Genomic DNA, 16,629 nt, shown 5'->3' on the forward strand with positions numbered 1-16,629 from the left:
TCCCCGTCGTCGTTCGTGGTCCCTTCGCTCAGGAGCTGACCCCATGTCGGCCCGTCTCCCGCTCTTCGTCCTCGCCGCCGTCCTCGTCCCGAGCCTCGCCTTCGCGCAGGCCGTCGTCTTCAACCAGGAGGAGCGGCCCGATCCGTGGGTCGTGAACGGCTGCACCATCGCGCCCAAGACCCGATGCCCCGGCGCCGATCTGCGGCACGCCGATCTCAAGAACGCCGATCTCGGCGGCGCCGATCTCTCGGGCGCCAATCTCGCCCGCGCCGACCTGCGGCACGCCAACCTGCGCGGCACCAATCTCGACGGGGCCAATCTCGGCGGCGCCCGTCTCCAGATCGCCTTCATGCAGGGCGTGAAGGCGCGGAACGCCTCCTTCGTCGGCGCCAATTTCGACCATGCCCGCATCACGGGCGGCGATTTCAGCGGCGCGGACTTCACCGTCGCCGATCTCGAGATGGTGCAGGCCAAGCGCGCGCAGTTCGTCGGCGCGAAGTTCGTCAACACCGACCTCCAGGAAGCCAAGTTCTATGAGGTCAACCTGAAGGACGCCCTCATGGAGGGCGTCAAGATCCGCTTCGCGATCTTCCAGGATGCCTGGATGCAGGACTGCAAGGGCTGTCCCGTCCACTGGCAGACCGGCACGCCGGTCTGGGAGGCCTACCCGGAGACCCCGGCGCCCAAGGCGGCCGCCGATCCCCAGGCGGACCGGTGAGGCTCGGGATGGCGGCGGCGCTCGCGGTCCTGTCCCTCGCCTCGCCGGCGCGCTCCGGCGACGCTGCCGGCGCCGAGACCGTTCGGCGCGCCTTCGCCGGGTGCCGGGCGGTCGAGGACGAGCGCGAGCGGGTGCGCTGCTACGACAAGCTCTCCGGCGTCCTGTCGCCACCGCGCTTCCAGGGGCGCCTGACCGCGCAGACCGACCCCTTCGCGATCACCGCCCCCACGGTGCTCCGCTACGAGAGCGATGGGCCGATCTTCGTCATGTACCTCAAGGACGAGCGCGGCGGCATCGTCCAGAACCTGCACATCGGAGGCGGCGGCAGCGCCACCTACCTCATCGACAAGCCCGGCACCTACTCCCTCCAGGTCAGCGGCTCCGAGTCCTGGCGGATCTGGCTCGATCCCGCCTGAGCCTTCCGCAGCCTATCCCGCCACCCAGACAAGGCCCTCTCCATGACCAAGACCACCCTGGCCCTCGCCTGCGGGCTCGCCGTTCTCGTCGGGTTGCCGAGCCTCGTGCGCGCGCATGGCGACGCCGCGCCGCAGCCCGTCGACACCACCGGCCTCGATCCCCTCGGCGACGACATCCGCACCTCCAATCCCTACGAGGGCAACAAGGTCGCCATCCGCATCGGCGCCAACGGCTACAACCAGAACTGCGCCCGCTGCCACGGCCTCGACGCCAAGTCCGGCGGGATGGCGCCCGACCTGCGCGAGGTCGAGGCCGGCGAGTCCGGCGACGGCTGGTTCATCACCCGCGTGCTGCACGGCGCCAAGAAGGACGACCGCTTCCGCATGCCTCCCTTCGAGGGAATCCTGAGCCAGGAGGCGATCTGGGCGATCCGCACCTATGTCGAGAACCAGCCGAAGGATTGAGGACGCGGCGGCATCGGGGAGCGCGGCGGATGCGGTGTTCGCGACCTGCATCGGCAGGGCTTCTTCTGCTCGCGCTCACCTGGGCGGGAGCGGCCGCGGCCGAGATCAAGGAATATCAGATCAGGCGCATGCTGATGCTCAAGACCCAATGCGGCGTGTCCGGGCTCGACATCGCGACGATCTCCGACCCGGTCGACCGCTACACGCACCGCTTCCTGGCGACCTGCGAGAACGTCACGCACTACCCGGACGGGGTCGAGATCCTCTGCCCCGACACCGAGGACGAGCGCGACTGCCGCATGCTCACCGTGAAGCGGGAATTCCCCCATCTCCACCTGATGAGGCCGTGACCGTGGGCGCGCCCGGCCTTGCGCGCCTGAGCCACGCGACGCGCCTCCTGCACTGGGCGGTGGCCCTCGGCGTCGTCGGGATGCTCGGCTACGGCTTCTGGCTCCAGACCCTGCCGGGGGGCGCGGGCAAGACGGGGTCAGTCCAGCTCCACAAGTCGTTCGGCATGCTGGTCTTCGCGACCGCGCTCGCCCGGCTGCTCTGGCGCCTGCGCGAGGGATTTCCGCCGGCCGGCGGCCACAGGCCCTTCGAGCGCGCCGCCGCCCGCGCGCTCCACGTCTTCCTGATCGCCGCCACCCTGGCGATGCCGCTTACCGGCATCGGGCGCTCCCTGGCCTATGCGCGCCCGGTGAGCATGTTCGGCTGGCCGGTGATCCCCAAGCTCTTCGCCGAGAAGCAGGAGACCCTCTACGCGGTCTGCGCCGGCATCCACGACTGGCTCGCCCTGGCCCTCGCCGCCGCCATCGGCCTGCACGCGGCGGCGGCGCTGAAGCATCACCTCGTCGACCGCGACGACACCCTGCGGCGGATGCTGCCTTCGGGAGGCGGCCGATGATCGCTCTTCGCGCCATGGCGGTCGCCACCGGCCTCCTGCTCGCCGCCCCCGGCGCGCACGCGTCCCCCGATCTCGACCCGGCGAGCGGATACCGCGTGCGGAACTACCGCGCCCCGGTGACGCTGCCGGTGGAGGGCGGACGCCGCGTCGGCCTGCCGGAGGTGGACCGTCTCAAGGGGGAGGGGGCCGCCCTCGTCGACGTGATGCCCCAGCGCGGCGGCTACGATCCCGAGACCGGCCTCTGGCGGCTCGTGGACCGGCGCGAGACCATTCCCGGCGCGGTCTGGCTACCCGAGGTCGGGCGCGGAACCCTCGATGCGCGGCTCGCCGCCTATTTCGCCGGCTGGCTCGCGCGGCTCACCCATGGCGACAAGGGGCGCCCGCTGGTGTTCTTCTGCATGGCCGATTGCTGGATGTCGTGGAACGCCGTGAAGCGGGCGGCCGCGCTCGGCTACGGCCGCGTCTACTGGTTCGCCGACGGCACGGACGGCTGGCGGGAGGCGGACCGCCCGCTCGAAAACGCCGATCCGCCGCCGGTCCCCGCCCTCGACAAGCCTGAGGCGACAACGCGATGATGGTCCCGTCCCCGCGATCGGCATCCCCGATCGCCACCGCCGCCGCGAAGGCGGCCGCGCCCTCCACGTCCCGGCGCGATCCGCTCGACTCGCCCCTCTGGGACGGGCTCGCCAAGCGCCATCTCGACGGGCGCGACGTGATCTTCGACGACCGCGTGCAGGTGGTCCTGCCCCCCGTCACCGAGAACCAGAGCCGGGTGCCGGTGCTGGTCGACGCCCGCGCCATCGGCCGCGCCGACGAGATCGCGGTGATCGCCGACATCCATCCCTTCCCACTGACCCTGCGCCTGGAGCCGAAGGCGGCGGAGCCCTTCGTCGCCTTCCGCATGAAGATCGAGCAGGCGACGCCGATCCGGGCGGCGGTGCGCCAGGGCGATCTCTGGCATGTCGGCGGACGCTATCTCGACGCTCAGGGCGGCGGCTGCTCGGTGCCGCCGGTGGTCGAGAAGAAGATCGACTGGAGCCGGCTCGGGGAGACGCGGGCGCGGGTCTGGCGGGAGGCGGAGGAGGGCCTGCGCCTGCGGCTGCGCCTGTTCCACCCCATGGACAACGGCATGATCGCCAATATCCCGATGTTCATCATCGAGACCGTCGATGTGAGCGATGCGGCGGGCGCCCTGCTGGCGCGGCTGCATCTGAGCGAGGCCATCGCCGCCGATCCGACCCTGACGCTGCTTCCCGACCGGCCGAAGGAGGGCGGCGTGCTCAAGGTCGTCGCGCGCGACAACAACGGCGGCCTGTTCTCGGCCTCCGTCCCGATTCCCGGCCGCGAGGCCGCCACCACGCGGGAGGGCCGGCTGTGACGAGGACGGGAACGGAGGCCGGGATGCCTCGAGGCGCGTACAGCACCAACCGCCGCGAATGGCTCGGCCTCGGGCTGGCGGCGGCAATGACGCCGCTGCTGCCCGCCGGGGCACGGGCGAAGGTATTGGCCTATCCGCTCGCGCCGGTGTCGATCGCGCCCGGCGTCTGGACGCTCTACGGCGCGAACGAGCCGATCACCGCCGGCAACGGCGGCGCCATCGCCAACGTCACCATCCTCGACACGGCGGACGGCGCGGTGCTGATCGATGCCGGGCCGTCCCACCGCTACGGCGAGGCGCTGAAGGCGGTCGCCGAGGAGCTGACGCGCAAGCCCGTCGTGCGGGTCTATCTCACGCATTATCATGCCGACCATGTGCTCGGCGCCACCGCCTTCGACAGCGGCGTGGTCGCGGCGGGCAAGGACCTGACCGAAGACCTCAAGCGCTACGGCAACGACCTCACCGGCGGCATGTATCACGTCGCCGGGGACTGGATGCGCGGGACCGGAGTGCCGGAGCCGGGCCGGCTGGCGGCGGAGGGCGTCGAGACGGTGGGCGGCCGCCGCTTCCGCACGCTCCGCCTCTCGGGCCACACCCGCGAGGATCTCTGCCTGTTCGAGGAAAGCTCCGGCCTGCTGTTTCCCGGCGACCTCGTCTTCCTCGACCGCGCCGCCACCACGCCCGATGCGAACCTTCCCGCCTGGCGGACTTCCCTCGACGCCCTGTCGGGGATCGACCACGCGCTGCTCGTGCCCGGCCACGGCCCCGTCGAGGCGGGCCGGCGCGGCATCGACCAGACCCGGCGCTGGCTGGACGCGGTCGAGTCGCAGATCGGCGACGGCTTCGAGCGCGGCCTCGACATCACCGAGCTGATGGGGGTGCCGTTGCCGCCCTGGACGGACGGGATCGCCGTGGCGCGCTACGAATATGCCCGCTCGGTCATGCACCTGCTCCCCAGGCTGGAGGAGGAGCGCCTGCCGTTGCTGGCCTCGCGATAGGGGCGGCCGGCATGACGACGGCCGCCCCTTTTGATTGTCAGGCCTTTTTGCGGGCGCTGTAGGAATGGGCGCCGACGCCGGCGAGCTTGCCGCCGTCGACGATCAGGTACTCGTTGCGGATCGGACGGCCCTCGAAATAGCATTCGAGGATCTCGCGGGTGCCGGCCGCGTAGCGGGTCTGGGCCGAGAGCGAGGTGCCGGAGATGTGGGGCGTCATGCCGTGATGCGGCATCGAGCGCCAGGGATGGTCCTTCGGCGCCGGCTGCGGGAACCAGACGTCGCCCGCGTAGCCCGCGAGCCGGCCGCTCTCGAGCGCCCGGACGATGGCGTCGCGGTCGGCGAGCTTGCCGCGGGCGGTGTTCACGAGATAGGCGCCGCGCTTGAACAGCTTGAGCGTCTCGTCGTTGATCATGTGCTCCGTCTCCGGGTGGAGCGGGCAGTTGAGGGTGACGACGTCGCAGACGCCGTACATCTCCTCGCGGCTCGCGTGCCAGGTGAGGCCGAGCTCCTTCTCGACCGACTCCGGCAGCCGGTGGCGGTCGGTGTAGTGCAGGTGCATGTCGAAGGGCTTGAGGCGCTTGAGCACCGCGAGCCCGATGCGGCCGGCGGCCACCGTGCCGACATGCATGCCCTCGACGTCGTAGGAGCGCGTCACGCAGTCGGCGATGTTCCAGCCGCCCTTCATCACCCACTGGTAGGAGGGGATGTAGTTGCGCACGAGCCCGAGGACCATCATCACCACGTGCTCGGCGACGCTGATCGAGTTGCAGAACGTGACCTCGGCGACCGTGATGCCGCGCTCGATGGCCGCGTCGAGATCGACATGGTCGGAGCCGATGCCGGCGGTGAGCGCGAGCTTCAGCTTCGGCGCCCTGGCGATGCGCTCGGCGGTGAGGTAGGCCGGCCAGAAGGGCTGCGAGATCACCACCTCGGCATCGTGCAGGTGCTTGTCGAGATCGGAGCCGGCGCCGTCCTTCGAGGAGGTCACGACGAGCTCGTGGCCGAGGCTCTCGACGTATGTGCGCAGGCCGAGCTCGCCCGAGACGCTGCCGAGCAGGGTGCCGGGCTGGAAGTCGATGGCCTTGGGGGTCGGCAGGGTCTGGCCGTCGGAATAGCGCTCGATCTTGGGCAGGTCGTCGCGGGCGTAGGTCTTCGGATATCCATCGACGGGATCATCGTAGAGAACGAGGACGATCTTGGCCATGTGTGACTCCCTTTGTCAGATCACAAAGGGGAAACCGCCCGCCGACTGAGGCATGACGCCGCGTAGATACCTTATGGATCGGGCGGTTCCCCGCTCGATTTCAGGAGTTCGTCTTGTCGCGAACCGAACCGAGCCCGATCAAACTCGACGTATTATCATGCCGAATCCAACGAAATCCTTGAATGGCCTGATCGATGCGGGCGATCAGCCTCCAGCGGCGGGCCCGGCGGCGGCGAAGGCCGCTTCGAGATCGGCATCGAGCACGACGCGGGAGAGGGCGCCCGCCATGGGCGGCAGCGGATCGCGCTCCGACAGCACCAGCCCCACCGCCTGCCGATGGGCCGGCTCGACGAGATCGCGCATCGCGAGATCGGGCGTGCCGCCGAAGAGATGGCGGAAACCGTGCGGGACGATGGCGGCGAAGCCCCCCTGCCGCAGGGTCGCGCAGATGCCGAGATAGGAGTTGCTCACCACCACCGGCCGCAGGGTCAGCCCCAGCGAGGCGGCGAGCCTGTCGAGGATGCGCCGGTTCTGCATGTCCTCGCCGAGCAGGCAGAGCCGGTGCCCCTCGACCTCGGACCAGGCCACCGCCTCCCGGCCCGCGAGGGGATGGTCGGCCCGCATCGCGACGATGTAGCGCTCGTGATAGAGCGGAATCCGTCGCACCCGTTCGAGGGGCTCGTTCTCCAGATAGGTGAGCCCGGCCTCGATCTCGAAGCTATCGAGCCCAGCCTGGATCTCGCGGGACGAGAGCGAGCGGATCTCGACGAGGGCCTCGGGATGGGCCTCGCGGAAGCGCGCCGTGAGGAAACCGACCGCCCCCATCGCCGCCGGCACCACCCCGAGGCGCAAGGTTCCCCTCAATCCGGTGCGGAGCCCGGACAGGTCCTCGCGCAGGCTGTCGTAGTCGGTCAGGATCTGGCGCGACCAGGCCAGGAGATGCTCGCCCTCCACCGTGAGGCCGAGGAAGCGCTGGTTGCGGATGACGAGTGTCACCCGCAGGTCCTCCTCCAGCTTGCGGATGGCGGAGGAGAGCGTGGACTGCGTGACGTTGCAGGCCTCCGCGGCGCGGGCGAAGTGCCGCATCCGCGCGAGCGTCACGAAATAGGAGAGATGGCGCACCAGCATGGGGGCATGCTTAGGCCGCCGCCCGCTCCATCGCTATATCCGTCGATGCAGAACGCGCCGCTCAGAACAGCGAGATGAAGACGATGCCGGCGGCCATGAGGGCGGCGCCCCCGAGACGCTGCGGGCCGGCCCGGACCTGCTTCATGCCGAGCCATCCGAAATGATCGAGCGCGACGGAGGTCAGCAGGTTGGCGGTGATGAGGAGGCCGTTGAAGGCCCCGGCGCCCACCTTGTCGACGAAGAGCAGCCCCGCGAATACCGCAACCGCCCCGGTGAGGCCGGCGAGCGGCATCCACCAGCGCACCCCCGACAGGTCCGCCCGCGTCGGCAGCGGCGTCGGGCGGATCAGGAACACGAAGGCGAAGACGAAGACCACGGGCAGGAAGGATACGGTGGCCGCCAGCCACGGATTGACGAGGGCGCCACGCAGCTGCGCGTTCCAGACGACGCCGATCGCCTGGAGCGCTCCCGCTCCCAGGATGAACGGATAGAGCAGCTTCGGATCGAGCCCGTGGCCGTCACCGTCCCCGTCATCCTTGCCGGAGCTGGCGCGGGCGATCAGCACGATGCCGGCGACCATCAGCAGCCCGCCGAGCCACGGCATCGGCTTGAAGCCCGCCGGTTGCAGCCCGAACAGGCCGAACGCGTCCAGGGCGAGCGAGGTCAGGATGTTGGCGGTGATGGTGAGCCCGTTGAACGGGCCGGCACCGACCTTGTCGACGAAGGCGAGCCCGCCGAACACCGCCACCGCGCCGGCCAGACCGCCGAGCGGCGCGTACCAGGGCATTCCGCCGAGGGTGTCGAGGCCCGGCAGCGGCGTCGGCATCATCAGGAAGAGCGTCGTGAACACGAACACGATGGGCGCGAACGAGACCGTGGCGGCGAGCCACGGATTGACCATCCGTCCGCGCAGCTGCGCGTTCATGGAATTGCCGAGCGCCTGAAGCACGCCCGCCACGATGATGAAGGGATAGAGCAGGGCTGCGGTCACGCGGTCATGCCTCCTGGGACGGCGTCGATCTCGGGTGTCAGACGAGGAGCAGGGCGGCCAGCGCCGCCGCCAGAGCGGGGGGCATCACGAGGATGCCGAGCTTGAGGAAGGCCCAGGCCGACACGTCCTCGCCCTCGCGCCGGATCGCGGTCAGCCAGAGGATCGTCGCGAGCGAGCCCGTCACCGAGAGGTTGGGGCCGAGATCGACGCCGATCAGGATCGCGCCGGCGATCTTGGGGGGCACCTCCGCCGCCTGGACGGCGGCCCCCGCCAGCAGCCCCGCCGGCAGGTTGTTCACGAGGTTCGAGCCGAAGGCGACGATGGCCCCGCTCGCCCATGCCGTGCCGGCGGGATCGGCCCGCGCGGCGGATTTGAGCATGTCGGCGATCATGCGCAGGACGCCTGTCTTCTCCAGGGCCTCGACGAGCACGAACAGGCCGGCGACGAGGGGCAGCACGCTCCAGGACACGTCCTTGACCACCTCGACCAGGCCGCCGCGATTGATCGCCAGGACCAGTAGCGCCGTGGCGAGGCCGGCGACGAAGGTCGGCAGGCCGAGCTCGATCCCGGCGGCCGAGGCGCCGATCAGCGCGGCCCCGGTGGCGACGATGCCGGCGGCGGCGACCTTGCCGCCGAGGGAGAGGGCAGGGGTCTCGACATCCGTGGCGACGCTCTCGCTGCGCAACCGGCCGTTCTGGGTGAGGCGCAGCACGGCGTAGGTCACGAGCACGGCGAGCAGCGAGGGGAGGGCGAAGGTGGCGAGCCAGCGGCCAAGCGGCGGCATGTGCTCGGCGAAGACCACGAGATTCGCCGGGTTCGAGATGGGCAGCACGAAGCTCGCCGCGTTGGCGATGAAGGCGCAGATCAGCAGATAGGGCAGAGGGTCCTTCACCCCCGCCGCCTTGGTCGCGGCGAAGACCGCCGGCGTCAGCACCACGGCGCAGGCGTCGTTCGAGAGGAACACCGTCACCACCGTGCCGACGAGATAGACGAGGAGGAACAGGCGCGTGGCCGAACCCTTTGCGGCGCGCACGGCATGGGCGGCGAGCCAGTCGAACAGCCCCTCCTTCCGGGCGATCTCGGAGAGCAGCATCATGCCGACGAGAAACAGGTAGACGTCCGTTCCCTTCGCCACTCCGTCCAGGGCCACCTGCCAGGGCATCAGCCCGAGCAGGACCAGAAGGGCCGCGCCGGCCACGGCCCAGATCGCCTCCGGCCAGGAGAACGGGCGCAGGATCACCCCGAGGGTCGCCAGGGCGGCGATGCCCCAGGTCGCGAGGTTGGGTGTCAGGACGAGGGCGCCCATCGTTGTCCTTGTTCGGTCAGTCGAAGACGATCGGGGAAAGGGATGGGTCGCAGGCCGTTGCCTACCACTTGCGTCCGGCCCGGTTCGGGCCGAGCTGATCGCCGCGCACCCCCTTGCCGAGCCAGGCGCGCAGACGGAAATCGTCGCTTCCGGGCTTGTCGGGCATCGGCCGCTGGCGGCGCGGCTCCGGCTCTGGAACGGCTGGCTCGATCACGTCGGTGTCGACATAATCCGGGCCGTGGCCGGGCCAGCGGCCGTCGACCGCCTCGACCTGAAGGCTGCGGGCGCCCTCCGGCCAGGGCATCCAAGCCTCGTAGACCTGCGCCGCCCCTCGCGTCATCAGCGTCCACGGGCCGGTATCGATGCGGCAGTGGCAATATTTCGGTTCCTGGTCCGAGAGGACGAGGGCGCGCACCAGGATGCGGTCGTCGGCGTCGCGCTCCATGCCGCTGTTCTGGGGGCTCGTCGGCACGGTGGCGACGCGGCGGTCGGCGGGGCTGGTGATCAGCACGAAGGGCCAGGTCCGGTCCAGCGCCTTGAAGCGCCAGCTCGTCACCGGCCCGTCGATCGCGGCCACCGCGTAGCCCACCGAACCGTCCTCGTTCTGGCCCACGGACCGGGCCGCCGCGTAAAGGGTGCGCCCGTCATGCGCGAGCTCGTTGTAATGGGTGTGGCCCATCTCGACGAGGCGGACGCCGCCGCTCCAGAACAGCCCGGCGATGTCGAGCCGGTCGTCGGGCTCGCGCAGGTCGTCGGGATAGGCGTGCATGAACACGGCGCAGGGCATGCCGGCCTCGGCCGCCTCAACGACCTCCTTGTTCAGCCACTGGGTCTGGTCGCGCCCCAGGCGGAAATCGAGGCCGATGCGCTTCCGGCCGAACCCGGCGCTGACCATGTCGACGAACAGGCAGCGCACCCCGGCGACGGTCTCGGCATAGTAGTATTGCGCGACGTCGCACTCGTCCTCCGGCTGCGGCAGCCGGTTCAGCACCGGCCCATGCCGCCCGCCGCGCGGGCTTCCCGCGACTGCCTCGAAGAGGTCGTGGAACGCCGCGATCGAGCCGTGCTGACGGTCGTGATCGCCGGGGATCAGCCGCACCGGCAGGTCGGGGTAAAGGTCGAGCGCCTCATACAGGATCGCATATTGCTCGGCACAGCCGTCCTCGGCGAGATCGCCCGGCAGATAGGTGAAGTCGATCGCGGCCTGCGGCCTGACGGCCGCGATCTGGTCGAGGATGGCGCGCAGATCGGCGGCGTTGGCCGCAGAATCCTCGGTGAGATGCAGATCGCCGACATGGATGAAGGCGAAGGGCTTTCCCGATGCCGGCATCGACGCATCCGCCTGCCACCAGGCCACCGTCACGCTTCCCCGGCAAGGACCGCGCCGCCGCCCGTCCGGGGGGTGGGAGCGGCCGAGGGCCTGTAGCCACGGGTCTCGGGCATCGCCACGAGGTAGAAGGCGAACCCGACCGCCGCGATGGCCGCGAGCGACAGGAAGGCGCTCGCATATCCGGCATAGACGATGATGAGTCCGGCGAGCGTCGCGCTGAGGGAGGCACCGAGCCCCTGCGCCGTGGCGACCGCTCCCTGGGCGACGTTGAAGCGTCCGGTGCCGCGCGTCAGGTCCGCCACCACGACGGGAAAGAGCGCGCCGTAGATGCCGGCCCCGATGCCGTCGAGGAGTTGGACGCCGACGAGGTAGAACGGGTTGTCGGAGAGCGTGTAGAGCGCGCCGCGCAGCGCCAGCACGCCGAACGCCACCAGGAAGATCGGCTTGCGGCCGATGGCGTCGGCCCTGGCGCCGACGAACACCGCCACCGGCACCATCACGCACTGGGCGGCGACGATGCAGACGGCGATCAGCGAGGTGGCGTTCTCCTTGCCGGCGAGCTTGGTCAGGAGCTGCCCGACCGAGGTCAGCATCGCCGCGTTGGAGAGGTGGAAGATCGCCGCCAGCAGCGCGAACAGCATCAGGTGCTTGTTCTGGAGGAGCGCCGCCAGACCGGACGGCTGCTCGCCCGCCTCGTCCTTCTCATGGTGATCGAGCCCGCGCGCGAGCTCGTCGTCGATCTCGGAGGCCGGCACCATCAGCATGGCGCCGATGGAGGCGACGGCGAGGATCGCCATCAGCCAGAACACCACGATCGGCCCGAAGAAATACGCGGTGCCCCCCGCCAGCGCCGCCGACACCGCGTTGCCGGCGTGGTTGAAGCCCTCGTTGCGGCCGATGCGCTTGGCGAAGAGCTTCGGGCCGACGACGCCGAGGGTGATGGCGGCCAGCGCCGGCGGGAAGATCGCCCCGGCGATGCCGGCGACCGACTGGGTGGCCGCGACCACGTAGAAGTTCGAGATGAAGGGCAGGGCGAGGCAGCTCAGCGTCACCGCGAGCGCCGCCGCGATGACGATCGCCCGCTTGTGGCTGGTGCGGTCGATCAGAGCCCCGGCCGGGGTCTGCGCGATCAGCCCGGCGATGCCGGCGATGGTCATGACGAGCCCGGTGGTCGCCTCGTTCCAGCCCTGGTCCGGCCCGCGGACAGCGAGGAGATAGATGGCGAGATAGGGCCCGAGCCCGTCGCGCACGTCGGCCAGGGTGAAGTTCAGCGCGTCGAGGCCGCGCAGGGCGCGGGTCGAGGGAGTGCGCGCGTCCGTGGTCGCGCCGGCGCTATCGCCTCGCATCTGGAGGACCTCCGTAAGGGCTGGTTGTGGGCGGCCCGCGACGGGGACAGCCGCCGCTCAATGCCCCGCACGAAGACGGGTTCCGGGATCGTCCATCACGAAAACGTGGGGCCGGAGAATCGATGCGGCACTCGATGCTGCGAGGCACGATCGCGGGCATGCGGGCTTCCTCCGGCCGCCGTCTCGACATGCGGCGGCCGGACCCGCCACGCATGTTCCGCGCCGCCCCCGACCGTGACGCCGCCGCCTTCCGAAGACGCCCGTCCGTTGCGACGCGCGGGAGACCGACGATACGGAGCCGCGCGCCCAGCCGGGCACCGCCCCGCCGGCGGAATCTCGGCACCGGATTCAAGCAACATTAACCAAGCCGGCGCTTAATCGGCCCCGTTCAAGTCGTGTCGTTCCTCGTCGGTGAACCCCGATCCCGAACCGGTCGCAGGCGGTGCCGCGACGCGGAACGGCGAGCCGTGGGCGCGCCACGCGGACCTGCGTGTCGAGTAGAGTTCCCATGGCTTATGCCGCGCTTCGCTCCTGCCGCTTTCCTCGACAGGAGCGCCGCCGCCGCCGCAACCGCGCCGTGCTGGCCGCCGCGCTCGCGGCCCTCGGCCTTGCCGGAGCGCGGCAGGCCGGCTGGCTCGGCGCCCCCGAGATGAGCCCCGCGCGGCCGGCGAGCGTCGCGGCCCTCCCCGCGCCACCTCCGGCCAGGGCGGCATCCGCCGACTATGCCTGGATGCTCGATCCGGCTCCGGCCCTCGGACGCGAGAACGCGGACAGCGCCCCGCTGGCCTCGGCCTTCCAGCGCACGCGTCCCACGCCGGCCGAGGCCGAACCGAGCCTCACCGTCGCGGCGGACCCGATCCGTCCAATGCCCCAGGTGGCCGCTCTCGACATGCCGGCCGCCGCCATTGAGATGCCGGCCGCCGCTCCGCCCGCGTTGCAGAAGCCTTCGGTCGCCCTGCCGATCCCGCTTCCGGTGCCGCGCCCGGCGGAGTTCAGGCGCGAGCCGGTGGCGGTCGCCGCGCGGATCGCGCGGCCGGAGCCGAGGCCCTCGACGCAGAGCGTCTTCCGGGCGGCGCGGATCGAGGAGCCGTCCCTTCTGGAGCGGATCTTCGGCGACGGGCCGGCCCCCGCCGCGCTCGGATACGCCGCCCTGGAGACCGCGCCGGAACGGACGGCGCCGAGCGGCCGGGCCTTCCCCGCGCCGGTCCCGGAGGCCACGGGCGGCACCGCCGTCTACGACATCACCGCCCAGCGGGTGACGCTGCCGAACGGCGAGGTCCTGGAGGCCCATTCCGGCCTGGGGTCGAGCATGGACAACCCGCGCGACGTGCACCGGACCATGCGCGGCTCGACGCCGCCGGGCACCTACGACCTGCGGGAGCGCGAGGCCCTGTTCCACGGCGTGCGGGCGATCCGCCTCAACCCCGTGGGCGGTCCGGCCGCGATCAAGGGCCGTGTCGGGCTCCTTGCCCATACCTACATGCTCGGCCCGAGCGGCGCCTCGAACGGCTGCGTGTCGTTCCGCGACTACAACCGCTTCCTCCAGGCGTATCTGCGCGGCGAGGTGCGGCGCCTCGTGGTCGTCGCCGGGAACGGCCAGGACGGACCGTCGCTCGGCCGGCGCCTGTTCGGGATGTCCGGCAGCGGTTCGGGCCGGAGCTGAGCGTCCAGCGCCGGGCGGCCGCGCTCAGAGCGCCGCGATCTCGGCAGCCAGCGCGTCCGCCACGGCGATCCCGTCGCGGGCCGCCGCCGCGCGCAGGGCGAGGCGGCGAGCACCGGGCAGGCGCGCGCCGGCCTGCGCCTCGATCAATCCCGCGAGTTCGGCGAAACGCTCGGGGGCATCCGGCGACAGGGCGGCGGCATCGATGGCGACGATGAGCTGGCCGGTGCCCGGCGGATCGCCCTCGGCGTCGAGGAAGGAGCTCGCCTCCGCCGCGAAACGGCCGCCCGTCAGGCCGGCGGCGAGCAGCTCGACCATCAGCGCCAGCGCCGTGCCCTTCGCGTCGCCGAGGGGGAGCATGGTGCCCTTCAGGGCCGCCTCCGGGTCCGTGGTCGGATGTCCCTGCGCGTCGAGGGCCCAGCCCTCGGGGAGGGGCTCGCCGCGCCGGCGCGCCGCGACGATGTTGCCGCGAGCCACCTTCGAGAGGGCGAGATCCGCCACGATGGGCGCGCGCCCCGGCAGCGGGCAGGCGAAGGCGAGGGGGTTGGTGCCGAACACCGCCCTCGCCCCGCCCCAGGGCGCCATCGCCGCCGGCGTATTGGCGAACAGGATCGCGACGAGCCCCTCGGCCGCGAGCCGCTCCACCGGGCGCCCGGCCGCGCCGCAATGATGCGAGCGGCGGATGCCGGCGGCGGCGATGCCCTGGCTCCTCGCCACCGCCGGAAGCGCGGCCACCGCCGCGTCGAGGGCCGGATAGGCGAAGCCGTGCGCGGCGTCGATCGCGACGAGACCCGGACGGGGATGCCCGACCGTGACGGCCGCATCGCCCCGGACCTTGCCGGCCCGCACCTGGGCGGCATAGGCCGGCACCCGCACGAGACCGTGCCCCGTCAGACCGTCGGCTTCCGCCTCCACCAGCGCGCGGGCGGTGCTCTCCGCCGCCGCAGGCGCGGCGCCGCAGCGGACGAAGGCGGCCGCCGCGAGCTCCCGCGCGGCATCGAGCGTCAGGATCGGCATGGACGGGGATCTCCGGCGGCCAACCGCCTCACTTGGTCAGCCGCAACGCCCCGATGCTGGCGGCGATCTGGTTGAAGACCGAGATGAGGCCGCTCGAATCGTTGGCGATGAAGAACTGGTTCGAGGACGAGGCGCAGTTGCGCAGGAGCGTCTGGCCCGTGGCGTCGATCGGATCGGAGGAAACGCTGAAGCCGATTGTATAGATCGAGATGTTGACCGCCTTGGCGTTGGAGCAGGCCTGGGCGGTGAGGGCGTCGAGGGCGGCGCGGGAGCTGGCGGTGTCGGAGACGTTCTGATTGGCGGACGGCAGGCGCGGATTGGGCGTCGAGGTGTCGGCGTTCGTGAAATAGCCCATGGAGAAGTACATGGAGCCGTTCTCCGGCGCATTGGGGTTCGTCGCCCAGCTATTGGTACCGTCGGTCATCAGGATGATGATCTTGTTGATGGTGCTCGCCGACGCGCTGCTCGAACTCGGCGAATAGGCGGATCCGTCGGCGAAGACGCTGTTCGGCGAGATCGTCCGCCACCCCCACATGAAGCCCTCGTGGATGTTGGTCGATCCGAGGGGCACCATGCTGTTGATCGTCGCCTTCAGGGTCGTGGTGTCGTTGGTCAGGCGCAGCAGCGGCTGGCTGGTGCAGCCGTAGTTGGGCCCGTTCGGCACGCCCGTGTAGCCGTTGTAGGAGGTCGGCGAGGCGTCGCGCGGGTTCTTGTACTTGCAGGCCCGCCCCTCCGCGTTCAGGAAGGAGGTCGACGACGAGAGAGCCGGGCAGGAACTGGTGCCGTTCGAGTCGTCGATATAGCTGTTGAAGCTGTACCTCGTGTTCCAGCCGACCGTGTAGGCCCCGTAGGAGGTGCTGCCGTCACCCGGTTCGTCGGGGGCGAACAGCGGGACGTAATACGAATCCTTGTTCGAGGGTGTCGGCGCCCCGTCCTGCACGTTGAGCGGATAGGGCAGGGTCTCCAGGCAGCCGCCCCAGCCCCAGCCCGAATAGGCGCTCTGCAAGGCCGTGAAGACGTCGAAGCGGCTGGTGAAGCCGGCCGTGCTCGGGGAGAGGACGTTGGTCCAGTGCAGGCTCGACTTGCCGGTCTGGTCGATCCAGCTCGCGTAGCGGTAGGTGGCGGGGTTCACCGCCACCGACGCGGCGAAGGGAACGATCGCGATCTTGGTGGCGCTGGAGAAGGACGGGCTCGAGTAGACGTAGTCCACGAAGTTGGCCGCCGCCGTCTTCGCCGCGTCGAGCTTGCTCTGGCCGCCGCTCGAGGCGGCCATCGAGCCGGTGTTGTCGAGCACGAGGGCGATCTCGAAGGTCTTCGGCAGGGGCGTCGCGCATTGGACGCCGACGGCCGGAGTGATCGCCGTCGTTCCGGTGAACTTGCCGAAGAAGCTCTGCGACGGGATGCGGGCGGTCAGCGTGATCTGGCGCGGGTTGCTCGTGATGACGAGCGGATCGACCACCACGGTCGCGCCCATGGCCCCCACCATCGTGGTCTGGGCGAGGGTGTTCAGGGCGGCGCTGGTCGTCGTCAGCGGCGTCTGGCAGAGCAGCAGCGAGGTGGCGTCGACATTCGCCTGGAGCTTCGTCGCGAGCCGCGTCGCGAAGCCGTAATCGATGGCCGCGCCCGCCAGCGCCAGCATCGGCAGGCTGAGGAAGGCGAACAGGATCACGACGTTGCCGCCGCGCGCACGGGAGAAATCGCGCGCGAGAGAGACGCGGCGCAGGGGACGCGGCACGCGCGCCGCGAGGCGCGTCACCATGCGAGCCAT

The 16,629-nt window shown here is 70.9% G+C and carries 17 protein-coding genes; 9 read left to right on the forward strand and 8 right to left on the reverse strand.

Features of this window, described 5'->3' with window-relative positions; all coding sequences use genetic code 11:
- The first annotated feature begins 43 nt into the window (after window positions 1-43).
- The 8 genes from ACP56T_RS07715 to ACP56T_RS07750 all read left to right on the forward strand — a co-directional run bounded on the left by ACP56T_RS07715 (window position 44) and on the right by ACP56T_RS07750 (window position 4,879).
- Window positions 44-718, forward strand: coding sequence for a pentapeptide repeat-containing protein (locus tag ACP56T_RS07715; protein WP_430911557.1), 675 nt, complete (start codon window positions 44-46; stop codon window positions 716-718).
- Window positions 719-726: 8 nt separating this feature from the next.
- Window positions 727-1,134, forward strand: a complete 408-nt coding sequence (locus tag ACP56T_RS07720) for a hypothetical protein (protein ID WP_430911558.1) — start codon at window positions 727-729, stop codon at window positions 1,132-1,134.
- Between the two features lie 42 nt (window positions 1,135-1,176).
- Window positions 1,177-1,599: a cytochrome c-550 PedF gene (pedF, locus tag ACP56T_RS07725; RefSeq protein ID WP_430911559.1), complete on the forward strand. Its 423-nt coding sequence runs from the start codon at window positions 1,177-1,179 to the stop codon at window positions 1,597-1,599.
- Between the two features lie 128 nt (window positions 1,600-1,727).
- The gene (locus ACP56T_RS07730; protein ID WP_430911560.1) at window positions 1,728-1,949 is read left to right on the forward strand and encodes a hypothetical protein; all 222 of its coding nucleotides are present in this window, start codon (window positions 1,728-1,730) and stop codon (window positions 1,947-1,949) included.
- Window positions 1,946-2,503 (forward strand): cytochrome b, encoded by a 558-nt coding sequence (locus tag ACP56T_RS07735; RefSeq protein ID WP_430911561.1) that lies wholly within the window; start codon window positions 1,946-1,948, stop codon window positions 2,501-2,503. The genes ACP56T_RS07730 and ACP56T_RS07735 overlap by 4 nt, the downstream gene beginning before the upstream one ends.
- Window positions 2,500-3,078, forward strand: a complete 579-nt coding sequence (locus ACP56T_RS07740) for a rhodanese-like domain-containing protein (RefSeq protein ID WP_430911562.1) — start codon at window positions 2,500-2,502, stop codon at window positions 3,076-3,078. The genes ACP56T_RS07735 and ACP56T_RS07740 overlap by 4 nt, the downstream gene beginning before the upstream one ends.
- Window positions 3,075-3,881, forward strand: coding sequence for a quinoprotein dehydrogenase-associated SoxYZ-like carrier (locus ACP56T_RS07745; RefSeq protein WP_430911563.1), 807 nt, complete (start codon window positions 3,075-3,077; stop codon window positions 3,879-3,881). The genes ACP56T_RS07740 and ACP56T_RS07745 overlap by 4 nt, the downstream gene beginning before the upstream one ends.
- A gap of 23 nt (window positions 3,882-3,904) precedes the next feature.
- The gene (locus ACP56T_RS07750) at window positions 3,905-4,879 is read left to right on the forward strand and encodes a quinoprotein relay system zinc metallohydrolase 1 (protein ID WP_430911564.1); all 975 of its coding nucleotides are present in this window, start codon (window positions 3,905-3,907) and stop codon (window positions 4,877-4,879) included.
- Between the two features lie 37 nt (window positions 4,880-4,916).
- Here the strand turns inward: ACP56T_RS07750 and ACP56T_RS07755 are convergent, their stop codons facing one another.
- The 6 genes from ACP56T_RS07755 to ACP56T_RS07780 form a co-directional block, all read right to left on the reverse strand.
- A complete protein-coding gene (locus tag ACP56T_RS07755; protein WP_430911565.1) occupies window positions 4,917-6,083 on the reverse strand; it encodes an NAD-dependent formate dehydrogenase in 1,167 nt (388 codons plus the stop codon).
- Between the two features lie 204 nt (window positions 6,084-6,287).
- On the reverse strand, window positions 6,288-7,211 hold the full coding sequence (locus ACP56T_RS07760) for a LysR family transcriptional regulator (RefSeq protein WP_430911566.1): 924 nt from the start codon (window positions 7,209-7,211) through the stop codon (window positions 6,288-6,290).
- Window positions 7,212-7,272: 61 nt separating this feature from the next.
- The gene (locus ACP56T_RS07765) at window positions 7,273-8,202 is read right to left on the reverse strand and encodes a DMT family transporter (protein WP_430911567.1); all 930 of its coding nucleotides are present in this window, start codon (window positions 8,200-8,202) and stop codon (window positions 7,273-7,275) included.
- Window positions 8,203-8,239: 37 nt separating this feature from the next.
- Window positions 8,240-9,508 (reverse strand): arsenic transporter, encoded by a 1,269-nt coding sequence (locus ACP56T_RS07770; protein WP_430911568.1) that lies wholly within the window; start codon window positions 9,506-9,508, stop codon window positions 8,240-8,242.
- Between the two features lie 61 nt (window positions 9,509-9,569).
- Window positions 9,570-10,838, reverse strand: a complete 1,269-nt coding sequence (locus ACP56T_RS07775; protein ID WP_430911569.1) for a metallophosphoesterase family protein — start codon at window positions 10,836-10,838, stop codon at window positions 9,570-9,572.
- Between the two features lie 29 nt (window positions 10,839-10,867).
- On the reverse strand, window positions 10,868-12,184 hold the full coding sequence (locus tag ACP56T_RS07780; RefSeq protein WP_430911570.1) for an MFS transporter: 1,317 nt from the start codon (window positions 12,182-12,184) through the stop codon (window positions 10,868-10,870).
- A 508-nt stretch (window positions 12,185-12,692) separates the two neighbouring features.
- On the opposite strand from ACP56T_RS07780, the gene ACP56T_RS07785 reads away from it, so the two are divergent.
- Window positions 12,693-13,847: a DUF2778 domain-containing protein gene (locus ACP56T_RS07785; protein ID WP_430911571.1), complete on the forward strand. Its 1,155-nt coding sequence runs from the start codon at window positions 12,693-12,695 to the stop codon at window positions 13,845-13,847.
- A 24-nt stretch (window positions 13,848-13,871) separates the two neighbouring features.
- Here the strand turns inward: ACP56T_RS07785 and ACP56T_RS07790 are convergent, their stop codons facing one another.
- Both ACP56T_RS07790 and ACP56T_RS07795 read right to left on the reverse strand, forming a co-directional pair.
- On the reverse strand, window positions 13,872-14,861 hold the full coding sequence (locus ACP56T_RS07790) for an Ldh family oxidoreductase (protein ID WP_430911572.1): 990 nt from the start codon (window positions 14,859-14,861) through the stop codon (window positions 13,872-13,874).
- A gap of 28 nt (window positions 14,862-14,889) precedes the next feature.
- Window positions 14,890-16,620, reverse strand: a complete 1,731-nt coding sequence (locus ACP56T_RS07795; RefSeq protein ID WP_430911573.1) for a TadE/TadG family type IV pilus assembly protein — start codon at window positions 16,618-16,620, stop codon at window positions 14,890-14,892.
- Window positions 16,621-16,629 lie beyond the last annotated feature (9 nt).

Source organism: Methylobacterium endophyticum, assembly GCF_050591105.1.
Taxonomy (GTDB): Bacteria; Pseudomonadota; Alphaproteobacteria; order Rhizobiales; family Beijerinckiaceae; genus Methylobacterium.